Here is a 21,720-nt window from a genome sequence, read left to right on the forward strand (position 1 = left end):
CCTGATGGCGTGCTGGCTGCTCGTCCTGTGCCTGTCGGGTGCAGCGCAGGCTGCAACGCCGGGCGGTGCAAGCTGCACCGTGCAGGTGCTGTCGGTAGCCGCCGCCCAGGGTGATGACCAGGGCAACCGCCCCGAGGCCGGCCCCTGGCAGGCCGTGACCCTGCCCGACGACTGGAGCCGACGCTGGCCGCAGCACGACGGCACGGTGTGGTACCGCCTCCAGTGGCAGCGCGACTGCGCGGCCGGTCAACGCATGCCGGTGGCACTGACGCTGCGCTCGGTGATCATGGCCGGCGAAGTGTTCGTCAACGACCAGCGCCTGTGGCGTGACAGCCAGCTGAGCGAGCCGCTGTCACGCAGCTGGAACATGCCCCGCTACTGGCACCTGCCCGAAGGCCTGCTGCACGAAGGCGTCAACACGCTGTGGGTACGTGTGGTGGGCCTGGCGGTACAGTCACCCGGGCTGGGGCCGGTGTACCTGGGGGATGAGGCCTCGGCACGCCAGCTGTATGAAGAGTTGCTGTGGACCAACCGCTCGTTGTTCGTGCTCAACCTGACCGTCTCGGCGGTGCTGGGCGGGCTGTTCTTCTGTATCTGGGTGATCCGCCGCGAGCAACGGATCTTTGGCTGGTATGCGGCCATGGCCCTGTGCTGGGTGCTGTTCATCGCCAATATACTGATGACCAGCCCCTGGCCCTTCTCCACCACCCTGATGGCTGCGCGCTTCAACGGCATCGCGCTGGTGATGTACGTCACCTGCTTCTGCGTGTTTGTCTGGCGCTTTGGCGGGCAATCGCTGCCGCGCCTGGAGAAGGCACTCTGGCTGCTGACTGCCGCACTGGTGGCCTTGATGGCACTGGCCCCGGATGCCCGCGTCGGCAACGCGCAACTGGTGGCGGTGCTGAGCACGGCGACGGTGTTTTTCCTCAACTGCCTGCAGTTTCAGCTGCATGCCTTGCGCACCCGGCGGACCGAGCATGTGTGGCTGGCCGCCAGCCTGCTGGTATTCATGCTGGCCGGGGCCCATGACCTGCTGATAATGCTGAAGCTGATCGGCGAAACGCCCGCGTGGACACCGCTCACCAGCGTGGTGACGACCCTGTGCATGTCGGTGGTGCTGGGCTTGCGCCATGCGCGCAGCGTGCGCCGCATCGAGCGCTTCAACCTGGAGCTGGCCGAAGGCATCGAGCGCGCTCGCGGGGAACTGGCCACCACCCTCGAACGCGAACACGCCCTGGCGCTGACCAACTCCCGCCTGCAGGACCGCCTGCAGATCGCCCACGACCTGCATGATGGGCTGGGCGGTTCGCTGGTGCGCATGATGGCCATGGTCGAGCAGGCCAGCACGCCGCTGCAGGGCCCGCAGTTTCTGTCGATGCTCAAATTGCTGCGTGATGACCTGCGCCAGACCATCGACAATGGCTCCAGCGCCGGCATCAAGGTGCCGGCCACGCCGCAGGAATGGATCGCCCCGCTGCGCCATCGCTTCACCCAGCTGTTCGACGAACTGGATGTGACCTGCACCTGGCACTTTGCCGCGCAGTGGCGCACACCGCCCAGCGCCTTGCAGTGCATGGCATTGACCCGCCTGGTGGAAGAGTCGCTGACCAATGTGGTCAAGCACAGCCGTGCCCGGCATGTGCGGGTTGAGCTGCAGCAGCCGCAGCCCGACAGCCTGGAGCTGAACATCGAGGATGACGGTATCGGCTTCGACGTGCTGGCGGTACAGCGCGCCGGGGTGAGCGTGGGCATGCGCAGCATGAATGCGCGCATCGCCCGGGTGGGCGGTCAGCTGGAGGTGGTTTCGCTGCCGGGTTGTACGCGGCTTGTTGCACGCCTTGCGCTGCAACGGGAGGTGCCGGCCAGCGTGTGAGCCGGTACTGCAGGCATTCGCTTGGCCGGCAAGGCCGGCCCCTGCAGGGGTTGTGCTGCTCTGCAGGGGCCGGCCTTGCCGGCGAACGCGCTACTTCACATCGAAACGGTCCAGGTTCATCACTTTGGCCCAGGCTGCCACGAAGTCGCTGACGAACTGCTGCTGCGCATCCGCACTGGCATACACCTCGGCCACGGCCCGCAATTGCGCGTTCGAGCCGAACACCAGGTCGACCCGGGTCGCGGTCCACTTCACCTGCCCGCTTTTGCGATCACGCCCTTCGAACGCCTGAGCGGCCTCGGACACCGGCTTCCACTCCACGCCCATGTCCAGCAGGTGGGTGAAGAAGTCATTGGTCAGCGCCTGCGGCCGCTGGGTGAACACGCCATGGCTGCTCTGGCCCACATTGGCCCCCAGCACCCGCAGGCCGCCCACCAGCACCGTCATCTCCGGTGCACTGAGCGTCAGCAGTTGCGCCTTGTCGATCAGCAGCGCTTCGGCCGGCACGCGGTAGTGCCCCTTGAGGTAGTTGCGAAAACCATCGGCAATGGGTTCGAGAAAGCCGAACGACTCCACGTCCGTCTGCTCCTGGCTGGCATCGGTGCGCCCCGGCGTGAACGGCACCGTGACCGTATGCCCGGCGTTTTTCGCAGCCTGCTCGACGCCGGCGTTGCCTGCCAGCACGATCAGATCGGCCAGGGAGATCTTCTTGCCACCGGCCTGCGCCCCATTGAATTCGTTCTGGATGCCTTCCAGGGTCGCGAGCACGGCGGCCAGCTGTTCGGGCTGGTTGGCCTGCCAGAACTTCTGCGGGGCCAGGCGCAGCCGCCCGCCATTGGCACCGCCGCGCTTGTCCGAACCCCTGAAGGTGGAAGCCGCCGCCCATGCGGTGGACACCAGCTGCGCCACCGACAGGCCCGAGGCCAGTACCTTGGCCTTGAGCGCGGCGATGTCGCCGTCATCGACCAGCGGGTGGTCGACCTTGGGAATCGGGTCTTGCCACAGCAGCTCCTCAGCGGGCAGTTCCGGGCCCAGGTAGCGCGACAGCGGGCCCACGTCACGGTGGATCAGCTTGTACCAGGCGCGAGCAAAGGCATCGCTCAGCTGGTCGGGGTTTTCCAGGTAGCGGCGCGAGATCTTCTCGTAGATCGGGTCGAAGCGCAGCGACAGGTCGGTGGTCAGCATGGTGGGGTTGCGCCGCCTGGACGGGTCGTGGGCGTCGGGGATGATACCGGCGCCGGCGCCGCCCTTGGGCGTCCACTGGTGGGCCCCGGCCGGGCTCTTGGTCAGCTCCCACTCGAAGCCGAACAGGTTCTCCAGGAAGTTGTTGCTCCAGCGGGTCGGGGTGGTGGTCCAGGTCACTTCCAGGCCGCTGGTGATGGTGTCCGGGCCCTTGCCGGTGCCGAAGCTGTTCTTCCAGCCCAGGCCCTGCTCCTCCAGGCCTGCCGCTTCAGGCTCGGGGCCCACGTTGTCGGCCGGGCCGGCGCCGTGGGTCTTGCCGAAGGCGTGGCCGCCGGCGATCAGGGCCACGGTTTCCTCGTCGTTCATGGCCATGCGCCCGAAGGTCTCGCGAATGTCCTTGGCGGCGGCGACCGGGTCGGGGTTGCCTTCCGGGCCTTCCGGGTTCACGTAGATCAGCCCCATCTGCACTGCGGCCAGGGGGTTCTCCAGGTTGCGGCCCTGCTCGGTACGGCTTTCTTCGTTGCCGTGCTGCTCGGGTTCGGCCACCAGGGTGCCCTCGCCCGGCGGCTGCATGGCTTCAGGGTCTTTGCCGTAGCGCGTGTCGCCGCCCAGCCACTTGTTCTCCGAGCCCCAGTACACGTCCTCGTCCGGCGCCCACACGTCCGGGCGACCGCCGGAAAACCCGAAGGTCTTGAAGCCCATCGACTCCAGCGCCACGTTGCCGGTGAGCACGATCAGGTCGGCCCAGGAAATCGCCCGCCCGTACTTCTGCTTGATCGGCCACAGCAGCCGCCGCGCCTTGTCGAGGCTGACGTTGTCGGGCCAGCTGTTGAGCGGCGCGAAGCGCTGCTGGCCGGAGCCGGCACCGCCGCGCCCGTCGCCGGTACGGTAGGTGCCCGCACTGTGCCAGGCCATGCGCACGAACAGTGGCCCGTAATGGCCGAAGTCGGCCGGCCACCAGTCCTGCGAGTCGGTCATCAGCGCGGTGAGGTCCTGCTTGAGGGCCTGGAAGTCCAGGCTCTTGAACGCCTGGGCATAGTCGAAGCCCTCGCCCAGCGGGTCGGCCTGGGGCGCGTGCTGATGCAGGATCTTCAGGTTGAGCTGGTTGGGCCACCAGTCACGGTTGGTGGTGCCACCGCCGGCGGCATGATTGAACGGGCATTTCGATTCAGTTGCCATGTGAGAGCTACCCTTGGTCGAGTTCATGTCGCCAGGCAGCCCTGCCAGGGCGCCGTGGCAACGTGCGAAATCAGTTACACAGGTTGCATCGTCAACGACTCGAACGGCTGAGCGCCGCGATCTTGTCTCTTCATCAGGATGGGTCGGCCAGCTGGCGCCGGCACCGAACTAAGGCTAGTTCGCCGCCCCCGAGTCGGCAAATAGCCGCAGTATTGGTGGGTGATAGCCATAATCTCTTATACGGAACCCGCCAGGGAGCAGAAGGTAGGACAAACGCTCGCTGAGCCGTGCACCGATAACGCAGGCGTAGTCAGGGCGAGCGACCACCCCACGGGAGGCTCGCCCCATGGACATGCGCCCGCGTTCAACCGCCATCCACGAGGCCGGTCACGCCCTGGCCGTGTGGTGGAACGGCCAGCCCATTGCACGGGTGACCGTGCTGACCCACGCCCAGGCCGCCAGCGGCCCGCTGATCGACCTGAACGGGCGTGCGCACTTTGCCGAGGGGCTGGTGGAGGCGGACTACCTGATCGTGCACCCGGCCTTCGCCGCCCGTGGCATTGCCGAATACCTGCCCTCCCTCGTCGAACCCATCGAGCGCGACCTGCTGCACTGCTTTGCCGGGCCCGTGGCCGAAGCCATCCACCGGCACGCACGCTATGACCGGATCTTGCGCGGCAGCGGCCGTGGCGACCGCTGCCGCGGGCATGAACTGATCAGCCTGTTGCCCGCGCACAAGCTGCTCGATGCCGAGGCCCTGGCCATTGCCCGGTCCGGCTGCCTGGTACGCCGGTACTGGGCGGGGCTGGTAGCAGTGGCCGACCTCTTGCAGGCACGGGGCGTGGTGGACGGCGAGCGAGTCAGCGCGTTGCTGTGCCAGGTGACTGGTGAGTCACCGGCACAAGGGCCCGCAAGCCTGCGCGAACTTGACCCTGAGGGCAGGCCCGACCAGAGGCAGGCCACCCGGCAAAAGCGTTAGCGCTTTTTGCAATAGCGCAAAAAAGCTGAGCTACAGTCGTAAAAGGCGCATCTGATACGTATTTATCAGGAGAAACTGATCTGTATCCACGGATGTTCACATCATGCAGGGATGAGCAACGATGGATCACTGGACAACGGAGCAACTGCGTCAGCTGGTGTGCTCGAAGGACCTGGACAGCCAGTTGGCGCAATTGGAAAAGCTGCTTCGGTGCCTGGGTTTCGACTGCTACGCCTTCAGTTTCACCACCCCGACCTTTTCGATCACACAAAGCAACTGCCCCAACCCATGGGGCGAGAGCTACCGTCGCCATGAGCCTGCGGTCGTTGAGCCCCTGCTTGCGCACAGCCGGCACTCATCCTTCCCGTTGCTATGGACACCAGAGGCTTTCACCAGCCCCCCCGAGTTGTGGGCAGGCGCGCAGGATCACGGCGTTTGCCTCGGCTGGACCCAACCCTTTCACGATGAGCACGGCAGGTTCAGCAGCTTGAGCGTGGTACGCCAACACCCGCCCGTGACCGTCAATGAGCTTTACCGCAAGGGGGCCGCGGTGCTGTGGCTGGTGCAGGTGCTGCATGCGACGGCGGCCGCTCTGGTGAATGACCCGCAGGGGCCGTCATCATCCGAGTGACCCGCAATGGGGTTCGCCAGCGCCACATGGGATATCCTCGCTACCTGACCCGTTCAAAGATCGAGTGGAAGACCCATTGAAACTGCTGAAGGAAAACAGAGAAATCCTCCTGTCTGGAGAAGAAGCCATCCACCTTGTCGCCGATATCGAATACATGCTCATTTCCCTGAGAGACATTGCCCGCCATTACTACAGGGATGTTGATGGCGACATCAGCCCAGGCAACAGAGCGCTGTATTGCGAAGAGACGACACGGTTCATCGATGAAAACCAGATCACCCGTCGACTGGCCGCCATGCGAAGAACAATCACTGAAAAGTTCAACCTCGAGCTGGGCTGCGACGACATGGATGACATTGAAAGAGCGGTGGCCGAGATGGACTACTGGAAGCCCAAACAGGCAACGTAGCCAGCTACGTTGCTTGCACAAAGGCAGGCATGAGCCCTACTCGACCATCAACCCTCGACGCACCCGCCCCGCCCTTTTGTAGGCCCTGACCACCGTGTTGGTCTCACACGAGATGATCCCGTCCAGGGATCCCATGCGGGCGGTCGAGACGGTCCATAGATCATGGATATCACGGCACAGCACATGCCAGAACAGCTGCGAGCCGCCACTGGTGCCAAACAGGCAACGCGTGTGTTCATCCTTCGCCAGTTCCTGGGCAATGCCCTCCGCCGCACCCGGTCGAGTCTGCAACGACACAATCGCTTCTACCCCATAGCCCACCAGCAACGGCTCGAGCTCCACACGAAATGTCAGGGCATTGCTGTCGACGAGCCCACTCAGCATCCGCTGAACCTTCGGCTCACTGACTCCACATGTCTCGGCAAGCACGCCCAGGCTGGCCCTTCCATCCAGGGTCAGGGCGCCGAGTAACCGCATTTCGTCAGCACTCAGGCTCACAGGCCCGGCCAGCACCGGCTCGGTAGGCACCGAACCATCAATACGCCAGCGGCTGGCTCGTCGGAACGACCTGAGCACCACCTGCGTCTGAACCTGCCTAACCCCCGGCACCAGCGGCAACTCCCGCACCACCATGTCAGAAAGCGCTTCCACGCTGGGCAGGTTGATCTCGGTGAAGATGTCGAACTCGCCCGTTGTCGCCATCACAACCTGCGTCTGTGCCCACTGCGCCAGGTGCTGCGCCACTTCGCTCTGACGACCGTCTGCTACCCGAATCCAGGCATGCAGCACCGGGCCACTCCCCACCACAACCGGGTCGAGCTCGCCGATCACCCGGATATACCCGTTGTCCATCAAGCGTTGCAGCCGACGCGAAAGCGTACGCTCCGCCACATCGCAGCCGGCGCTCAGATCCCGCCAGGTGCCGCGAGGGTTCGCCTGCAGTGCAATCAGGCAGGCCAGATCCGCGTCATCCAACGCAAAATGTCTTTTTTCATCCGAATCAACGGTTGACGAGACCATATCCTTACAATACCTTCGCTCAAGTGGCCAAATTAATACAAAAAAACGCCGCACATGTCTAAAAACAATTACAACTCAAACCCAAAGGCACAAGCCAATGAATTATGCGACTCAAACGTCCGAAGCGGCAAAGCCGCAGGTATCAACCGCGCGCAAAATTGCTGCTGGCAGCATTGGCAATGCGGTGGAGTGGTTCGATTGGACGATCTATGCGTCGTTCGCGGTGTTCTTTTCCACACAATTCTTTCCAAAAAATGACGAAACGGCGTCCCTGCTGGCGACCTTCGCGATTTTCGCCGTGGGGTTCTTCATGCGCCCGATCGGCGGCTGGGCCCTGGGGATCTACTCTGATCGCTATGGCCGCAAATCGGCACTGGGGGTCACCATCCTGCTGATGGCAGGCGGGTCCCTGATGATCGGCATCACCCCCACCTACGAGAAGATCGGCCTGCTCGCGCCGGTCTTGCTGGTGATAGCGCGCCTGATGCAAGGCCTGTCGCTGGGCGGTGAATACGCTTCAGCCTCTACCTACCTTGCCGAGTTGGCGCCGGACCACCGTCGCGGGTTCTTTTCGAGCTTTGTGTTCTTCAGCTCCGCCGCGGGCATTCTGACCGCCTCGGCGATCGGCTGGGCGCTGACCACCCTCCTCACCGAGGAACAGATGAGAGAGTTCGGCTGGCGCATTCCGTTCCTGCTCGGCGCCCTGGGCGGTATCGCAGGCATCTGGCTGCGTATGTCGGTACCTGAAGCAGAAGCCTCCACGCCGCCAACCGCAGACAAGGTAGAGAAGCAACCGCTGCGCACCCTGCTGCGCGATTATCCGCGCGAGACCCTGCGGATCGTGGGCTTTTCGATCCTGAGCACCTTTGCCTTCTACCTGTTCGTCATCTACATCCCGACCTATGCCATCCGTGCGCTGCACGTGGAGTCCTCGACAGCGTTCGCTGCAAACACGGTTGCAATGGTCGCGTTCATGCTCGTGCACCCACTCTTCGGCATGCTCTCTGACAAGTTCGGGCGCAAGCCGCAACTGATCGTGTTCGCCCTGGGCTACCTGGTGTTCTTCTACCCGATCATCACCAGCATGCAGCCGACGTTCTCGTCGATCCTGATGGTGGAGCTGTTCGGCCTTATGCTCTACGCGCTCTATACCTCCATCGCCCCGGCAATCATGTCCGAACAGTTCCCCAGCCGCGTTCGCGCCGTCGGCATTGGTGCTCCCTACAACCTGATGGTGGCGCTGCTGGGCGGTACCACGCCGTATCTGCTGACCTGGCTGCAGAGCAACGGTCAGGAGAGCTGGTTCTTCTACTACGTGCTCGCAGGCGCCGCGCTCACGCTTGTGACCTTCATCAAAATGCCGGAAACAGCCGGAAAGCCACTGAAATAGTCACTGGCTCGAACAACGCCATGCAATCCCCGTCAACGAGTATCGGATACGGGGATTACCGACCCACACCGCTTAGAACCTAGAACCCATGCTCGAACGATCCGAAGCCCTATGTTTCCAGTCTGCCCTGCAGATTGCCCATCTGATCGCTACCCGGCAGATCACCTCGCGTGCCGTCACGCACTACTTTCTGGACCGCATTGCTCGCGGCAGCGAGCTCAATGCCTTTACCGCAGTGTTCGCAGAGCAAGCCCTGGCGGCAGCCGATGCCGCCGACAGTGCGCTCGAGGCAGGCCACCCATTGAGCGCTTTGCATGGCGTACCGGTCGCCATCAAGGACAACATCGAAATCGCCCATACCCCGGCATCGGCAGGTTCGTTGAGCCGCCTGAGCACTGTCAGTGCCGTGACCAGCACCGTCGCGCAACGATTGCAGGCGGCCGGAATGGTTATCCTGGGCAAGACCCAGATGACCGAATTTGCGTTCGGCCTGTCCGGGCAGAACCCGACCCGAGGCACGCCCTGGAACCCGTGGGACACAACGCTGCATCGCGCCCCGGGCGGTTCCTCTTCAGGTGCGGCGGTTGCTGTTGCCGCAGGGCTTGTACCTGTTGCAGTGGGGGGCGATACCGGCGGATCGATCCGAGCCCCCGCATCGCTCAATCATCTGGTCGGCTTCAAACCGTCCAGCGGGGTCATCAGCGTGCACGGTGTGGTTCCGCTTGCGCCCAGCCTCGACGTGCTGGGCCCGATCGCCCGTGATGTTGGCGACGCCCATGCACTCACGGCCATCCTTGCCAGCCCGTCTACCGGCAGTGGGTCGAGCGTTCAGGCCGACCTTGCAGGTGAGCTGGTACCAGCCAAGCCGGGCACGGTGTTCGTACTGGACCAGAGCGCGTTCCCAAGTGCGCTGTCCGTGGGCGCTCGCCGGGTATGGGATCAGGCCCTGGTCACCCTGGAAAAGGCCGGCTGGACGCTCCAGAGCTGGGTTCCAGAGGATGAGTTGAACATCGGCCGGCTGTCCGAGTGCAACTCGATGATCATTGCCTATGAGGGGTATCGCGAGTTCGGCCACCTTGCACATGACCCTGCGCAGCCGCTCTGGGAGGTGGTGCGCAATCGCATCCTGGCCGGCGCGGCCATCAGCCGTGACGACTACGAACACGCCGTTGCACAGCGTGCCCACGCCGCCGAGGCCTTCAGACGAGCGATCGGCTCATCCGGTGTTCTGCTGATGCCGGTCAGCGGTCACGGGGCCCTGCCTCTTGATGACCAGGACGCTGCTCACGTGAGCATCGGCACGTTCAGCCGCGCCAGTAACTACCTCGGCACCCCGGCAATCGCACTACCCGCCGGATTCGATGAAGCACAGATGCCGATTGGCGTGCAGCTGCTGTCACCGGTATCTACCGACATGCACTTGCTGAACATGGCGAGCGCCATGGCGCCTGCACTGCTGCTTGACGAGCGCAAGCCCGAGCTGGGGCGGTGGGGGCTTTAAGCCCGGAACAACACTCGCGTAGCACCTGGCGCAACGTCTTCAGTGATGTTGCGCAGGTGTCATCCAGGCAGACCATCGCCGTGCGCTGCGATCGTCAGGCCGTTGCAATGCGAAGACTTTTCTACCCATCTCCGGTACCGGCGAGTGCGAAAGGCCATGGCTGCCTGTTGCAGGATCAGCGCGAGCAACGGTGAAACACTCGGGTCGGGATTTTTATTGCGACTGAGTTTACGCAGTTGAAACTTCACTACAGCCATGTTCGCCAAGGCCGCCATGGCTTTGTTTTTCCAGGTGATCGGCGGCAATTGCGGGGCATTGTCGTTGCCCGCCAGCCACTGGCGAGGCAGGTGCGGGTCGATAGCAAGGGCGGTTCCGATGCCCACCATGTCCACACCGCTTTGCACGACGCTGTCGGCCACCGGGCGGCGGCGTATACCGCCAGTGACCATCACCGGCATGTTGGCGACGGTTTGGATATCACGGGCGAACTCGACGAAATAGGCTTCGCGAGCCAGGGTGCGACCATCGCGCGCGTCACCCTGCATGGCGGGCACTTCGTAGCTGCCTCCCGATAACTCCACCATGTCCACGCCCAGGTCGTTGAGCAACTCAACCACCTTTTTCGCGTCATCGGCGGTGAATCCTCCGCGCTGGAAATCGGCGGAGTTCAGCTTGACCGCCACTGCAAAATCCGCAGAAACCACAGCCCTGACCGCCTTGACGATTTCGAGCAACAGGCGCGCCCGGTTTTCCAGAGGGCCACCCCACTCGTCCGTCCGCTGGTTGGTCAACGGCGAAAGGAACTGGCTCAACAAATAGCCATGGGCAGCATGAATTTCCACACCAGTGAATCCGGCCTGCTCGCCGAGGCGTGCGGTATTCGCGAAGCGCTGAACAACCTCTTCGATCACGCCTGGGGTCATCGCATGAGGTGTGGCAAATCGCCTGGACATTTTGCCGAGATCCAGCGGCACGGCTGACGGGGCCCAGGTCTTTTGCCCAAGGTTGGACTGCATCTGGCGACCGGGATGATTGATCTGCAACCAGAACTGCGCACCGCCAGACCGACCTGTACGCGCCCAGTGCTTGAACTTGTGCAATTGCTGATCGTCTTGCAACACCACGCCACCCGGTCCGGTCATGGCGCGGCCGTCGACCATAACGTTGCCGGTAATGATCAGGCCGGCACCACCGTCGGCCCATGCTTGATAGAGACGCAGCAAGTCCTTGGAAGGCGCCTGATCGGCGTCCGCCATGTTCTCCTCCATGGCAGCTTTGGCGATTCGGTTCTTGATGGTTGAACCGTTGGGAAGCATCAGGGTGTCGAACACATTCATGGAGCAGCCCTCAACTGAAGAGGAGGCCACCTTAAGATTAAAGTCAACTTTAAGGTCAATACCCTTTTGCGCAGTGCAGCAGTGGAGTTTGACCTTAACGCACCGCACGCTTGCCCGGCGCTTTGCCAATGCCTTCTTCACGCAGGCGATTGATCAGCATTTGCGCATTTTCCGCGCACGCCATGCTTTCGGGCTTACCCTCGATGCCCTGGATGACGAGCAGAAGCTGCGCTTTGTTGTGGGCTAGCCGTTGCTGTAGAACAGCAATTTCCTCAACCTTTTGCTTAAGCCCGCTGAGCAATTCATCGTGCTGCCAACCGCTGGCATTCATCGGCATCAACTGCCGAATTTCTTCCAATGAAAAACCCGCCGCCTGCGCTGCGGTGATGACCTCCAACACCCACTTGGTATCAGGCGCGTAGTCCCTGTAACCATTTGCTTTGCGCTCGACAGATTTGATCAAGCCGCTCGACTCGTAGAACCGGATGCGTGAGGGCGCCAAACCACTGATTTTCGCCAGTTCGCCTATTCGCATAACCCACCCTGAACACTCTGTTGACCTTGAAGTTGACTTTAAACCTAAAGTCATCGGGGCGGCCAACCATCACGCATTGAATTCAGGCTCGACCACTGTCTACGCCACTGGCATCAGCGCTTCGTCACGCCACTGTTGATGCAACAGTTCTGGAGCGCCAGCCATACGCCAACACCATCAGCAGCCCCAGAGCACCCATCGACGCTCCGGCCAGGGAAATGGCCGGATAACCCAACCCGGCGTTGATCACCGCTCCGCCCAGCGCTGCGCCAATCGCGTTGCCAAAATTGAAGGCGCCAATGTTCACCGCAGAGGCAAGATTGGGCGCGTCCTTCGCTGCTTCCATCACCCGCATCTGTAGTGGCGGCACCAGGGCAAAACTGGCGATACCCCATATCAGGATGGCCAGAGCGGCCGGCACCGCCCAACGCATCAGCAGGGTGAACGCCAGCAAGACGAGAATCAGAACGCTTAGCGAGACGATCAAGGTGCGATCTATCGAGCGGTCGGCGGCCTTGCCGCCCCACAGGTTGCCCAGCGTCAACCCCACCCCGAAAAGAACCAGCATGCCAGTGATATAGGCGGTGGAACCATTGGTCTCGCTGCTGAGGATCGGCGCGATGTAGGTGAAGACAGTAAACATCGCGCTCGACCCGACTACGGTCAGGGCCAACGCGCCCAGCACCGGACCGCGTCCCAGTACTCGAATTTCGGCCATTACACCGACGCTTTGCGACGTCTTCAGGTTAGGCAGGGCGAACCATAATGCGGCCATGGTCACCACGCCGAGGCCGGTAATTCCCCAGAAAGCGGTGCGCCAACCGAACAGTTCACCAAACCAGGTGGCCAGCGGCACACCGCCGATGGTCGCCAAGGTCAGGCCCATGAACATCGCCGCCACCGCCCCGGCACGTTTTTCCGGGGCGACCACGCTGGCGGCGACGATGGAGCCAACGCCAAAAAATGCACCATGGTTCAGTGAGGTCACCACCCTGGCGACCATGAGGCTGTAGTAATCGGTGGCCAGGGCTGACATCAGATTACCCAAGGTGAAAATCCCCATGAGCCCGATCAGCAGATAGCGTCGGGGAATCCTGCCGGTGGTCAGTGTCATCAGCGGTGCACCGAGCAATACGCCCAGCGCGTAGGCACTGACCAGCAAACCGGCAGCGGGAATCGAAACGCCCAGATCCTGAGCTATACCCGGCAACATGCCCATGGGGGCGAATTCTGTTACGCCGATGCCAAAGGCACCGATGGCAAGTGCGACAAGTGGTGGATTGATACGCATGGAAGGCTCCTTATCTATGCCGCCAATGCTACGATGCAGTTTTTTAACGCGGTAGATAGCATTTTTGGCAATCACCTTTGCGCAGGAGGCACAAGTGGACTTCAACGGCAGGTCAGGTGAAATGAGCGTGTTCACCACCGTGGCGCACGAAGGCAGCCTGTCGGCCGCGGCGCGTGCACTGGGCGTGACACCCTCGGCAGTCAGTCGGGTCATCGCGCGTACCGAGCAACGCCTTGGCACCCGCCTGCTGTTGCGCACCACCCGAGCGCTCGCCTTCACTGCCGAGGGCGAAGCGTTCCTGCGTGGCGCCCGGCGTATCCTGGCCGATATGGACGAGGTCGAAGCAGCGATCGCTGACCAGGGCGTGCCCAGGGGGCGATTGCGGGTCAGTGCCGCCCTTGGCCACGGGCGGCTGGCCATCGTCCCGCTGGTGGCAGCATTCAGCGCCCGTTACCCGAACATCGTCGTCGACCTTACCCTCGGCGACGAAGTGGTCGACATTCTCGGCGGGCAGGCCGATGTCGCGATCCGCTTTGGCCATCTGCCCGACAGCCCGCTGACCGCGCGCAGGATCGGCGACACCGGCCAGGTAGTGGTGGCATCGCCCGATTATCTGCAGCGCGAGGGCATCCCCAAGGAGCCGGAAGACTTGTTTCAGCACAATTGCCTGCGCTTCAACTTCCGGCGTGCCGAACCCAACTGGCCGTTCATCCGCGATGGAAAAGAGTTTTCCCTGAAGGTCAGCGGCAACATCGAATGCAGCAGTGGTGAAGCACTGGCACAACTTGCGCGAGTAGGTGCCGGCATTGCACGTATCGGTGAGTTCAGCGTGCGCGAGGATCTGCAGCGCGGCGCCCTGATTCCGCTGCTGGAAGCCTGGAACCCTGGGGACCAGGAACCGATTCATGCTGTGTTCGTCGGCGGGGCGGCAATGCCGGCGCGGGTGCGATTGTTCGTGGACTTCTTGCTGGAACATCACCGGATGTAAGCGCTTGATCTGAAATTCCGGGTGCTTGTGGTGTTGAAGTCTCCAAAAGGTCGTTACCTCACCAGCATCAATGCTGAAACGGTAACCTCTCCAGCTTCCCCACAAGCCAGAACCTTGAATACCCACCCCCACCCCGTTAACCTTCGCCTATCGCTTTTTGTGTCTGCTGTTTCGTGTCATGGCGGCTGTGCGTGGGGCGCATTCGTGCGCGCCGGGTTCCTTGATTCCCGGTCTACCAACCTGCGTACAGCGCCACCCTTCGTCTGGTAGCGATAGGTGTCGGCTCCACCAATCAAGGGAGCTGCACAATCACAAGAATCGTCCCCGCTCCCCCGCTTGTTAATTCCCGCAAAACCACCTACACCGCCTTCGGCTGTAGCAACGGAAACCACCCTCCCCTGTTTTCCGTCTGCGAAGGCATCGAGCTCGAAGATGCGTTGGTCCATCTGTCGCTACAGATCCAATGCGCCAAGGACACCACCGCACAAGCTTGCGAACGCGCCGACGCGCAGTTCAAGCACCTGCTGGTGGCAGCGCAGCAGTCGCTGGAGATGAGCACCGTGTTGATCGAAACGGTGCTGGACGGCATGGAGGCGCAAGCGGTAGACGCGTAACGACGTGACACCCGGGCCGCAGACGCGGCCCACTGATAGGGGTGCCTATACGCCAAGTAGGAGCCGGCTTTGCCGGCGAAGCGACGCGCGGGCAGCGCGCGGCCTAGAGAGCGCCATCAGATTCAAGGCATGCCCCCCAAACCCAGATGCAATTTCAAGACAGGTGACTGGGGATGTCTTCAGAAAGGCCACCAAAGGATCGCGGTGAGGTTATCAGGTGCCAGTCAATGCTGTTGTGCCGGTCACAAGATCGAGCGCCGCGAGCGCGGCGCTTCGCCGGCAAAGCCGGTTCCTACATGGGCTGCCACGTGCCAACGCCTGTGAGATTCGAGTTGCCAGCCACCACAACTACACCACCAGAATCGCCTCATGCACATCAATTGTCGGAATCGGCACCACACAACGGCGCGTGTCGAGCCACTGGCGCATCTTGCAGGCGTCGAAAATCTGGCCCTCGTCCATCATCGTCAGGATGAGCTTTTGAGACATGTGGTAACACCCACATTTCAGGCAACGCCGCCCTTCCCACCCGGCTGGGCAGTCGATGGCCTCGGCGTGGCCGGCGCAGATCAGACAGCTCATGCAACCCCCTGATTGTTTTTCTGGGCGGGAAGGAACGTGCTGGTTACACCACAAAAAACAGCGTTCGAAAAAGGCATGAAAATTCCGTGCCAAGGCACGTATCTCGACAGATGGCAGCTGTTTCGGGCACCCGCCTCACTGGCCCCTGCGAAGGTCGTCGATCAGGGTCTTGTACCCGGCCACCTGCTGCTTGACGTAGGTGCGCAATTGATCACCGGTCAGGGCGAACGGCAGCAGCCTGAAGCCGCTGCGAAGCTGGGCGAACTGTTCCGAGGCCAGTAGCTGGTCGAAGGTGTGCTTCCACCAGGCATAGTCCTCGTCGCTGACCCCGGGCCCCAGATAGAAGCCCCTGACCACCGGGCAGACGATGTCGTAGCCCTGTTCCCTGGCGGTGGGTACGTCCTTGAGCTCACCGCCCAGGCGTTCTTCCGAGAGTACGGCCAGCAGGCGCATCTCGCCGCGCTGCAGGTGCGTGATGACCTCGAACGCATCGGTACTGCTGACTTCGATGTAACCGCCCAGCAACGCCGTGGCGCTTTCGCCGCCGCTTTCCAGGGCGATGTAGCGCAATTCGCCAATATCGATACCCGCGGCCTTGGCGAGCAACGCGGCCTGCACCCAGTCCTGCCCGCCGGCAGTGCCGCCGGAGCCGAACAGCACCTTGCGCGGCTGCTGCTTCAGCGCCTTGACCAGGTCGTCGAGGTTCTTGTACGGGGAGTCGCTTCTTACCGCGATGGCGCCATAGCTTTTGCCCAGGGCGGCGACCCAGCGTACCGCACCCTCGTCGAAGCGCCCGAACTTGCCCTGGGCAAGGTTGAGCAGCGACCCGCTGGACCATGCGATCAGGGTGCCCGGCTCTGCCGGCCGTTGCGCGATGATGGTGTTGTAGGTAACCGCCCCGACCCCACCGGGCATGTAGGTGATCTGCATGGGCTGGTCGAACACCTTGTTCTGGGCCAGGGCTGTCTTGATCAACTGGCACATCAGGTCCCCACCGCCACCCGATGAACCGGGCACGATGCACTCGGGCGAAGACGGCGGCGCCGCCAGCAACGAAGTGGCGAACAGGGAGCAAGCAATCGAGCAGATACTGCGCAGGAAAAACGTCATGGCGGTCGCCTGTTATTGTTTTTGGTATGACTTGGCAGTTGCGCACCGGGCGGGTTGTCGCCAGTGCACAACTGCACGTACCAAATCTTAGGCTGTGTAGCTTTCTCCAACCTTGCAGCAAGGCAGCGTACGCTGCCCGCGCCATGACTGCAAAACCGGCACCACGGCAGTTACGCAGCGCCCGCCTGGCGGCCGACGCTCAGCTGCAACTGGGCAACGCGCCCGATCTGCTCCCAGTCGATCTGCAGGCCCAGGCCCGGTTGCTGCGACACTGTCACCTGCCCTTGCGCGTTGGTGCGGATCGGGTTGGCGGTGGCGAACTCGAACAGCTCCACCTCGCACGCCTGTTCGAAGTAGCTGCACACCGGCTGCCCCAGCATCAGGTGCAGGTTGGCCGCCTGCGCCAGCGAATGCCCCCAGCTCTGCAGTTCGACCTTGAGCCCGCTGGCCGCAGCGTGGTGGATGATCTTCAGCGCGGGGGTGATGCCGCCGCAGGTCATCACATCCACCCGCACACGGCTCCAGCACTGCTGGCTGGCGGCAAACGCCACCAGCTGGCTGTCGGTGATGGCGTTGCCGGCGGCCAGCACCGGCACCTGCAGCCGCGTGCTCAAGTGTCGGTACCCGGCCAGGTCGTAGTCGTCCAGCGGCGCCTCGAACCAGGCGTAGCCCAGCTCGCCCAGCACCCGCCCGACCTTGAGCGCGGCGTCCAGGTCGTAGCGCTGCTCCACGTCCAGCATCAGCGCCAGGCCCTTGTCGCCGTGGGCCCGCTGAACCTGCTCGAGCAGTTGCAGGTCGCGCGCCGGGTCGCACCAGCAATGGAACTTGATGGCCGCAAAGCCCGCCTCGACCAGTTGCTGCACGGCGTCCACATAGGCCTGCGGCGTGGCCAGCACCGGGGTGCTGGCGTAGGCGTCGATGCGCTCGCGGTAGCCGCCCAGCAGCCTGAACAGGGGCAGGCCCGCCGCCTGCGCCGCGATGTCCCACAGCGCCACGTCGATCAGCGCCTGGGCCTGGGCCGAGCGCGCATAGGCCCTGGGCTTGAAGTGCATCCACAGCCCTTCGCGCTGCAGTGCCGAGCGCCCGAGCAGGTCGGGGATCATGTCACGCAGCGTCTCGGCCAGTACCGCGTCGGGGTGGTGCGTGGTGTACGAATCGGTAGCCGCCACGCCGACGATGCCGTCGCAGGTGCTGATGCGGATGAAGGTGTGCGTGGTGCACGGCGCCGGTTGCTCCGGGGTCCAGGTGGAGCCGCGCAGCGGCGGCGCGCACACGAACACCTCGACCCGGTCGATGATCTGGTTGTGCATGGGGGCCTCCCGCCTCTAGGTGCGAACGCGATAACGCTCGATCATCGCCTCGTCCAGTATCACGCCAAGGCCTGGGCTGTCGGGCACGCGCACATGGCCGTCCTCCAGTGCCAGCAGGTTGCTCACCAGGCCACGGAACAACGGGCTGTCGCTTTGCGAGTATTCGATCAACTCGCCAAACTCGCTGGCCGCCAGAAAGTGCACGGTGGCTGCCAGCAGGATGCCGGTGCTGAAGCCGTGGGGCACCAGTTGCGCGCCGTGCAGTTGCGCCAGCTCATAGATGTGGCGCATCTCGCTGATGCCGCCGCAGCGGGTGATGTCGGGCTGGATGATCGCCGGGCGCGAAGCCTCCAGAAAGTGACGGAACTCGTGCCGCGTGGCCAGCCCCTCGCCGCCGGATACGCGCAGCCCGGAGCGCTCGGCCAGGTACGCCAGGCCGCGGGTGTCGTCCGAAGGCAAGGGTTCCTCGATCCAGTTGAGGTTGAACTGGCGCAGTGCATCGCATTGCACCAGCGCGTGGGAGTAGTTGCGCCAGCGCCCCACCAGGTCGATCTGCAGTTGCACGTCGTCGCCGATCTCCTCGCGCACCAGTTGCAGCAATGCCTTGTCCCTGGGCAGGTCTTCGCCAAAACCTGCGCCGCCGAGCTTGATACTGCGCAGGCCCTGGGCCAGCAGGCCGCGTACCCGCTCGCGGTTGCCGGCCTCGTCGGGCCGCGGGATGAAGGTGCCGTAGGCGGCGATGCGCTCACGGTACTTGCCGCCGAGCAGGGTGTGCACCGGCACGCCGTAGTGCTGGCCTGCGATGTCCCACAGGGCGATGTCGAGCGCGCTGATGGCATGGATGGCCACGCCGCGCCGGCCCATGTATTCGCAGTGGCGGTACATCTTCTTCCACAGCCGGTCGATTTCCAGCGGGTTCTCCCCGACCAGGATGTCGCGCAGCCCCTGGCAGGTTTCATGGGATGCCGGGGTTTCGATCAGGGCCTTGACCACGGCCGGCGAGCTGTCGGTTTCACCGATGCCCAGCAGGCCGCTGTCGGTGTAGATGCGCACGATCAACGCATCCTCACCCCACTCGCAGGGCTGGTCGAGCGCAGGCACGCGCAACCAGATCGCTTCTACATCGACTATTTTCATTGCAGGTTTTCCAGAGTTTTCGGGGCGCCCTGGCGAGCTTGGCGAGGGGCCTGTTCGGCGTCGCATGCAGTGCTCTGGGCCAGGCGGGCGGACTGCGCTTCGATCAGGTGTGCGGGCATTGCCGCGTAGTCTTCGCGCAGCCACTTCAGCAGCCCCCAGATCTTCACCATGAGGATGAAGATGAACGGGATGGCGGTGAGGATCACGGCAGTCTTGAGGGTGTTGAGCGAGGCATTGATGTACAGCATCGCCAGCGGCAGCACGGCCAGCATCAGGCACCAGAACAGGCGCAGGCTCGGCGACGGGTCCTGGCCTTCACGCAGGTTGCGGGTGCTGGTGGCGGCCACGGTGTAGGCCACGGCGTCCAGGTGCGAGGCCAGGAACACCAGCATGAGCAGGAAGTACACCACCGACAGCAGTTTGCCGAACGGCAGGCTGGCGAGCAGCATCGACACCGCCGCTTCGCCGCCGGCACCGCTGAGCATGGCCGGGGCATTGACCACATCGGTGACGAACTGGTGAATGGCAAAGCTCTGCAGGCTGCCGAAGAAGAACCAGCAACCGCCGCAGCCGCCCAGGATCATCGCCAGTACCACCTCGCGAATCGTGCGGCCCTTGGAGACGCGGGTGACGAAAATTGCCACGCCCGGCGTGTAGGTGATCCAGTACAGCCAGTAGAACACGGTCCAGTCACGGGAGAAGCCGCCGTCCCCGGTAGGGTCGGTGAACAGGCTCATGTGGATGAAGTTCTGCAGGGTCAGGCCGATGGCGTTGGCGATGTTGCTGACGCTGAACTGGGTGGGCCCCAGCAGCAGCACGACCAGGGCGAACAGCATGGTCATGCCGCAGGCCAGTTTTGCCAGGCGCTGCATGCCGGAGCTGATGCCGATGTAGGAGCTGAGCGAGAACACCAGTGTCACCAGGATCACCAGCGACGCCTTGAGCATGAAGCCGTCGGCAAGCCCGGTGAGGTCCGACAGCCCCTTGGCCACGGTGGAGGTGGTCAGGGTGGTGGTCAGCACCAGCCCGCCGAAGGTGGCAAACAGGAAGATCAGGTCGATGACCCGCCCGACCGGGCCGTGGGCCTTGTAGCCGGTGATCGACTCGATGATGCCCGCCAGGCTCAAGCCTTTGTTCTTGCGCACATGGAAGTGATACGCCATCGCCAGCGAGGCGATGCCGTAGATGGCCCACGGGGTCACGCCCCAGTGGAAGAACGAGTAGGCGATGCTCATCTCCAGCGCCTGCTTGCTGGCGGCGGTGATGTTCAGGCCCGGGGTGAGGTAGTAGTAGGCCCATTCCATGAACGCCCAGTACATGGTCGCCGAGCCGAGGCCGGCGCAGATGAACATGAAGATCCAGCTGGTGTTCCTGTACTCGGGCTTGCCCTCGCCCAGGCGGATGTTGCCGTACTTGCTCATGCCCAGGCCGATCACCAGTACCACGCAGGCAAAGCCCAGTACCTGGACCAACACGCCGAAGGTGGTGGTGGCACGGGTGAAGAGCTGATCGGCCAGTACCTTGGCCTGATCGGGGAACATCATCAAACCGATGACCGTCAGCGATATCACCACGATGCTGGTGAAAATCAGCGTCAGGTCTTTCTGGGTGTTCTGCTGCATAGTGAGTCCCAACTGTTGTAATTATTGGACAGACCCCCGTATTGGCGGGCTCGGCGGCTAATGTAAGCTGGTGCCCAGCGCCGAGAGAATCGCGATTTGGTAATGGACTAATAACGAAGTCTTATGAATAAATTCGCCCTGACCCGCCTGCCGCACATGACCCTGCTGCTGGCCTTCAAGACCGTTGCCGAGCACGGCAGCTTCACCCGTGCCGCCACCGCGCTGCACCTGTCGCAGTCGGCCATCAGCCAGCAGGTGGTCAAGCTGGAGGAGGCATTGGGGGTGACGCTGTTCGTGCGTTCGACCCGTACCGTGGCCCTGACCAGGGCAGGCGCCGCGCTGCTGGACGATGTTCGCGCCCCCTTCGACCAGCTGGTGGCCGCCTTCGAGAAATGCGCGCGCAAGGCCGCACCGTCGGTGCTGCACATCGAGGCCGAGCCGGTGATGAGCGCGTTCTGGCTGACCCCGCGCCTGAAGCATTTCACCCAGCGCTTCCCCGCGCTGCGCATCCAGCAACTGCTGAGCACCCAGCGCGTCGAGTTTCCCGACGAGGTGGAGCTGGCGATCAAGTGGGGCACGGCCGACTGGCCGGGTTTCGAGACGCAGTTTCTGATGGGCCTGAACTACGTGCCGATCTGCTCGCCCGCATTGCTCGAAGGGCCCGACGCGCTGCGGGTGCCGGCCGACCTGGCGCGTCACCCGCTGCTGCATGACCGGCATCATCACGACTGGGAAGCCTGGCAGGCGCTGTACCCCACGCCAGGGCTGGAGGTGCGCAGCGGGCACGTGGTCACCGACTCCAATGTGCTCGCGCAGCTGGCGATCGAGGGGCATGGTGTCGCCCTGTGTGCGATCGAGCTGACCGAACGGGCGGTGCGCAGCGGCGAACTGGTGATGCCCTTCCCCGAGCTGGTGATGCCGCATCAGCTGGCGTATTACCTGCTGACCAAGCCGCACAAGCAGATCAGCGACATGGCCCGGCAGTTCATTGCGTGGCTGAAGGAAGAGGCAGGCAACGGGGCGTAGTGCG

19 protein-coding genes are annotated in these 21,720 nt (G+C 63.3%); 9 read left to right on the plus strand and 10 right to left on the minus strand.

Annotated features, from left to right (window positions below):
• The first annotated feature begins 4 nt into the window (after positions 1-4).
• Positions 5-1,873 (plus strand): ATP-binding protein, encoded by a 1,869-nt coding sequence (locus ACPRTJ_RS26345; protein WP_426427651.1) that lies wholly within the window; start codon positions 5-7, stop codon positions 1,871-1,873.
• Between the two features lie 90 nt (positions 1,874-1,963).
• Here the strand turns inward: ACPRTJ_RS26345 and katG are convergent, their stop codons facing one another.
• A complete protein-coding gene (gene katG / locus ACPRTJ_RS26350; RefSeq protein WP_426427652.1) occupies positions 1,964-4,234 on the minus strand; it encodes a catalase/peroxidase HPI in 2,271 nt (756 codons plus the stop codon).
• Positions 4,235-4,580: 346 nt separating this feature from the next.
• On the opposite strand from katG, the gene ACPRTJ_RS26355 reads away from it, so the two are divergent.
• The 3 genes from ACPRTJ_RS26355 to ACPRTJ_RS26365 all read left to right on the plus strand — a co-directional run bounded on the left by ACPRTJ_RS26355 (position 4,581) and on the right by ACPRTJ_RS26365 (position 6,253).
• On the plus strand, positions 4,581-5,213 hold the full coding sequence (locus tag ACPRTJ_RS26355) for a hypothetical protein (protein ID WP_426427654.1): 633 nt from the start codon (positions 4,581-4,583) through the stop codon (positions 5,211-5,213).
• Between the two features lie 121 nt (positions 5,214-5,334).
• Positions 5,335-5,844: an autoinducer binding domain-containing protein gene (locus ACPRTJ_RS26360; protein WP_426427656.1), complete on the plus strand. Its 510-nt coding sequence runs from the start codon at positions 5,335-5,337 to the stop codon at positions 5,842-5,844.
• A 76-nt stretch (positions 5,845-5,920) separates the two neighbouring features.
• Positions 5,921-6,253 (plus strand): hypothetical protein, encoded by a 333-nt coding sequence (locus ACPRTJ_RS26365; RefSeq protein WP_426427659.1) that lies wholly within the window; start codon positions 5,921-5,923, stop codon positions 6,251-6,253.
• Positions 6,254-6,289: 36 nt separating this feature from the next.
• Here the strand turns inward: ACPRTJ_RS26365 and ACPRTJ_RS26370 are convergent, their stop codons facing one another.
• On the minus strand, positions 6,290-7,273 hold the full coding sequence (locus tag ACPRTJ_RS26370; protein ID WP_100632503.1) for an Lrp/AsnC family transcriptional regulator: 984 nt from the start codon (positions 7,271-7,273) through the stop codon (positions 6,290-6,292).
• Between the two features lie 97 nt (positions 7,274-7,370).
• Here ACPRTJ_RS26370 and ACPRTJ_RS26375 point away from each other — a divergent pair, with 97 nt between their 5' ends.
• Both ACPRTJ_RS26375 and ACPRTJ_RS26380 read left to right on the plus strand, forming a co-directional pair.
• Positions 7,371-8,663: an MFS transporter gene (locus ACPRTJ_RS26375; RefSeq protein WP_043861683.1), complete on the plus strand. Its 1,293-nt coding sequence runs from the start codon at positions 7,371-7,373 to the stop codon at positions 8,661-8,663.
• Between the two features lie 88 nt (positions 8,664-8,751).
• Positions 8,752-10,164: an amidase gene (locus ACPRTJ_RS26380; protein ID WP_275731628.1), complete on the plus strand. Its 1,413-nt coding sequence runs from the start codon at positions 8,752-8,754 to the stop codon at positions 10,162-10,164.
• Between the two features lie 59 nt (positions 10,165-10,223).
• Here the strand turns inward: ACPRTJ_RS26380 and ACPRTJ_RS26385 are convergent, their stop codons facing one another.
• The 3 genes from ACPRTJ_RS26385 to ACPRTJ_RS26395 form a co-directional block, all read right to left on the minus strand.
• Positions 10,224-11,501, minus strand: coding sequence for an NADH:flavin oxidoreductase/NADH oxidase family protein (locus tag ACPRTJ_RS26385; RefSeq protein ID WP_088514795.1), 1,278 nt, complete (start codon positions 11,499-11,501; stop codon positions 10,224-10,226).
• Positions 11,502-11,595: 94 nt separating this feature from the next.
• Positions 11,596-12,036 (minus strand): MerR family transcriptional regulator, encoded by a 441-nt coding sequence (locus ACPRTJ_RS26390; protein ID WP_116053566.1) that lies wholly within the window; start codon positions 12,034-12,036, stop codon positions 11,596-11,598.
• Positions 12,037-12,160: 124 nt separating this feature from the next.
• On the minus strand, positions 12,161-13,327 hold the full coding sequence (locus ACPRTJ_RS26395) for an MFS transporter (RefSeq protein ID WP_058540393.1): 1,167 nt from the start codon (positions 13,325-13,327) through the stop codon (positions 12,161-12,163).
• Positions 13,328-13,421: 94 nt separating this feature from the next.
• Here ACPRTJ_RS26395 and ACPRTJ_RS26400 point away from each other — a divergent pair, with 94 nt between their 5' ends.
• A complete protein-coding gene (locus ACPRTJ_RS26400) occupies positions 13,422-14,315 on the plus strand; it encodes a LysR family transcriptional regulator (RefSeq protein WP_088514798.1) in 894 nt (297 codons plus the stop codon).
• A 419-nt stretch (positions 14,316-14,734) separates the two neighbouring features.
• Positions 14,735-14,929, plus strand: a complete 195-nt coding sequence (locus ACPRTJ_RS26405; RefSeq protein WP_236176368.1) for a hypothetical protein — start codon at positions 14,735-14,737, stop codon at positions 14,927-14,929.
• 348 nt (positions 14,930-15,277) lie between these two features.
• On the opposite strand, the gene ACPRTJ_RS26410 is transcribed toward ACPRTJ_RS26405, so the two are convergent.
• The 5 genes from ACPRTJ_RS26410 to ACPRTJ_RS26430 all read right to left on the minus strand — a co-directional run bounded on the left by ACPRTJ_RS26410 (position 15,278) and on the right by ACPRTJ_RS26430 (position 20,690).
• The gene (locus ACPRTJ_RS26410) at positions 15,278-15,418 is read right to left on the minus strand and encodes a hypothetical protein (RefSeq protein ID WP_167400183.1); all 141 of its coding nucleotides are present in this window, start codon (positions 15,416-15,418) and stop codon (positions 15,278-15,280) included.
• Between the two features lie 228 nt (positions 15,419-15,646).
• Positions 15,647-16,621, minus strand: a complete 975-nt coding sequence (locus ACPRTJ_RS26415) for a Bug family tripartite tricarboxylate transporter substrate binding protein (protein WP_078481051.1) — start codon at positions 16,619-16,621, stop codon at positions 15,647-15,649.
• A gap of 170 nt (positions 16,622-16,791) precedes the next feature.
• Positions 16,792-17,931 (minus strand): mandelate racemase/muconate lactonizing enzyme family protein, encoded by a 1,140-nt coding sequence (locus ACPRTJ_RS26420; protein WP_054916483.1) that lies wholly within the window; start codon positions 17,929-17,931, stop codon positions 16,792-16,794.
• Between the two features lie 15 nt (positions 17,932-17,946).
• A complete protein-coding gene (locus ACPRTJ_RS26425; RefSeq protein ID WP_043860271.1) occupies positions 17,947-19,068 on the minus strand; it encodes a mandelate racemase/muconate lactonizing enzyme family protein in 1,122 nt (373 codons plus the stop codon).
• A complete protein-coding gene (locus ACPRTJ_RS26430) occupies positions 19,065-20,690 on the minus strand; it encodes a BCCT family transporter (protein ID WP_058540399.1) in 1,626 nt (541 codons plus the stop codon). The genes ACPRTJ_RS26425 and ACPRTJ_RS26430 overlap by 4 nt, the downstream gene beginning before the upstream one ends.
• Before the next feature lie 123 nt (positions 20,691-20,813).
• On the opposite strand from ACPRTJ_RS26430, the gene ACPRTJ_RS26435 reads away from it, so the two are divergent.
• The gene (locus tag ACPRTJ_RS26435; RefSeq protein ID WP_054916485.1) at positions 20,814-21,716 is read left to right on the plus strand and encodes a LysR substrate-binding domain-containing protein; all 903 of its coding nucleotides are present in this window, start codon (positions 20,814-20,816) and stop codon (positions 21,714-21,716) included.
• Positions 21,717-21,720 lie beyond the last annotated feature (4 nt).

Source organism: Pseudomonas palmensis (assembly GCF_049942755.1).
GTDB lineage: Bacteria > Pseudomonadota > Gammaproteobacteria > Pseudomonadales > Pseudomonadaceae > Aquipseudomonas > Aquipseudomonas palmensis.

Bases quoted from the DNA above. Each gene is read 5' to 3' on its own strand.
- ACPRTJ_RS26345 (WP_426427651.1), top strand. From the start codon at position 5: ATGGCGTGCTGGCTGCTCGTCCTGTGCCTGTCGGGTGCAGCGCAGGCT.
- katG (WP_426427652.1), bottom strand. From the start codon at position 4,234: ATGGCAACTGAATCGAAATGCCCGTTCAATCATGCCGCCGGCGGTGGC.
- ACPRTJ_RS26355 (WP_426427654.1), top strand. From the start codon at position 4,581: ATGGACATGCGCCCGCGTTCAACCGCCATCCACGAGGCCGGTCACGCC.
- ACPRTJ_RS26360 (WP_426427656.1), top strand. From the start codon at position 5,335: ATGGATCACTGGACAACGGAGCAACTGCGTCAGCTGGTGTGCTCGAAG.
- ACPRTJ_RS26370 (WP_100632503.1), bottom strand. From the start codon at position 7,273: ATGGTCTCGTCAACCGTTGATTCGGATGAAAAAAGACATTTTGCGTTG.
- ACPRTJ_RS26375 (WP_043861683.1), top strand. From the start codon at position 7,371: ATGAATTATGCGACTCAAACGTCCGAAGCGGCAAAGCCGCAGGTATCA.
- ACPRTJ_RS26380 (WP_275731628.1), top strand. From the start codon at position 8,752: ATGCTCGAACGATCCGAAGCCCTATGTTTCCAGTCTGCCCTGCAGATT.
- ACPRTJ_RS26385 (WP_088514795.1), bottom strand. From the start codon at position 11,501: ATGAATGTGTTCGACACCCTGATGCTTCCCAACGGTTCAACCATCAAG.
- ACPRTJ_RS26390 (WP_116053566.1), bottom strand. From the start codon at position 12,036: ATGCGAATAGGCGAACTGGCGAAAATCAGTGGTTTGGCGCCCTCACGC.
- ACPRTJ_RS26395 (WP_058540393.1), bottom strand. From the start codon at position 13,327: ATGCGTATCAATCCACCACTTGTCGCACTTGCCATCGGTGCCTTTGGC.
- ACPRTJ_RS26410 (WP_167400183.1), bottom strand. From the start codon at position 15,418: ATGTCTCAAAAGCTCATCCTGACGATGATGGACGAGGGCCAGATTTTC.
- ACPRTJ_RS26415 (WP_078481051.1), bottom strand. From the start codon at position 16,621: ATGACGTTTTTCCTGCGCAGTATCTGCTCGATTGCTTGCTCCCTGTTC.
- ACPRTJ_RS26420 (WP_054916483.1), bottom strand. From the start codon at position 17,931: ATGCACAACCAGATCATCGACCGGGTCGAGGTGTTCGTGTGCGCGCCG.
- ACPRTJ_RS26425 (WP_043860271.1), bottom strand. From the start codon at position 19,068: ATGAAAATAGTCGATGTAGAAGCGATCTGGTTGCGCGTGCCTGCGCTC.
- ACPRTJ_RS26430 (WP_058540399.1), bottom strand. From the start codon at position 20,690: ATGCAGCAGAACACCCAGAAAGACCTGACGCTGATTTTCACCAGCATC.
- ACPRTJ_RS26435 (WP_054916485.1), top strand. From the start codon at position 20,814: ATGAATAAATTCGCCCTGACCCGCCTGCCGCACATGACCCTGCTGCTG.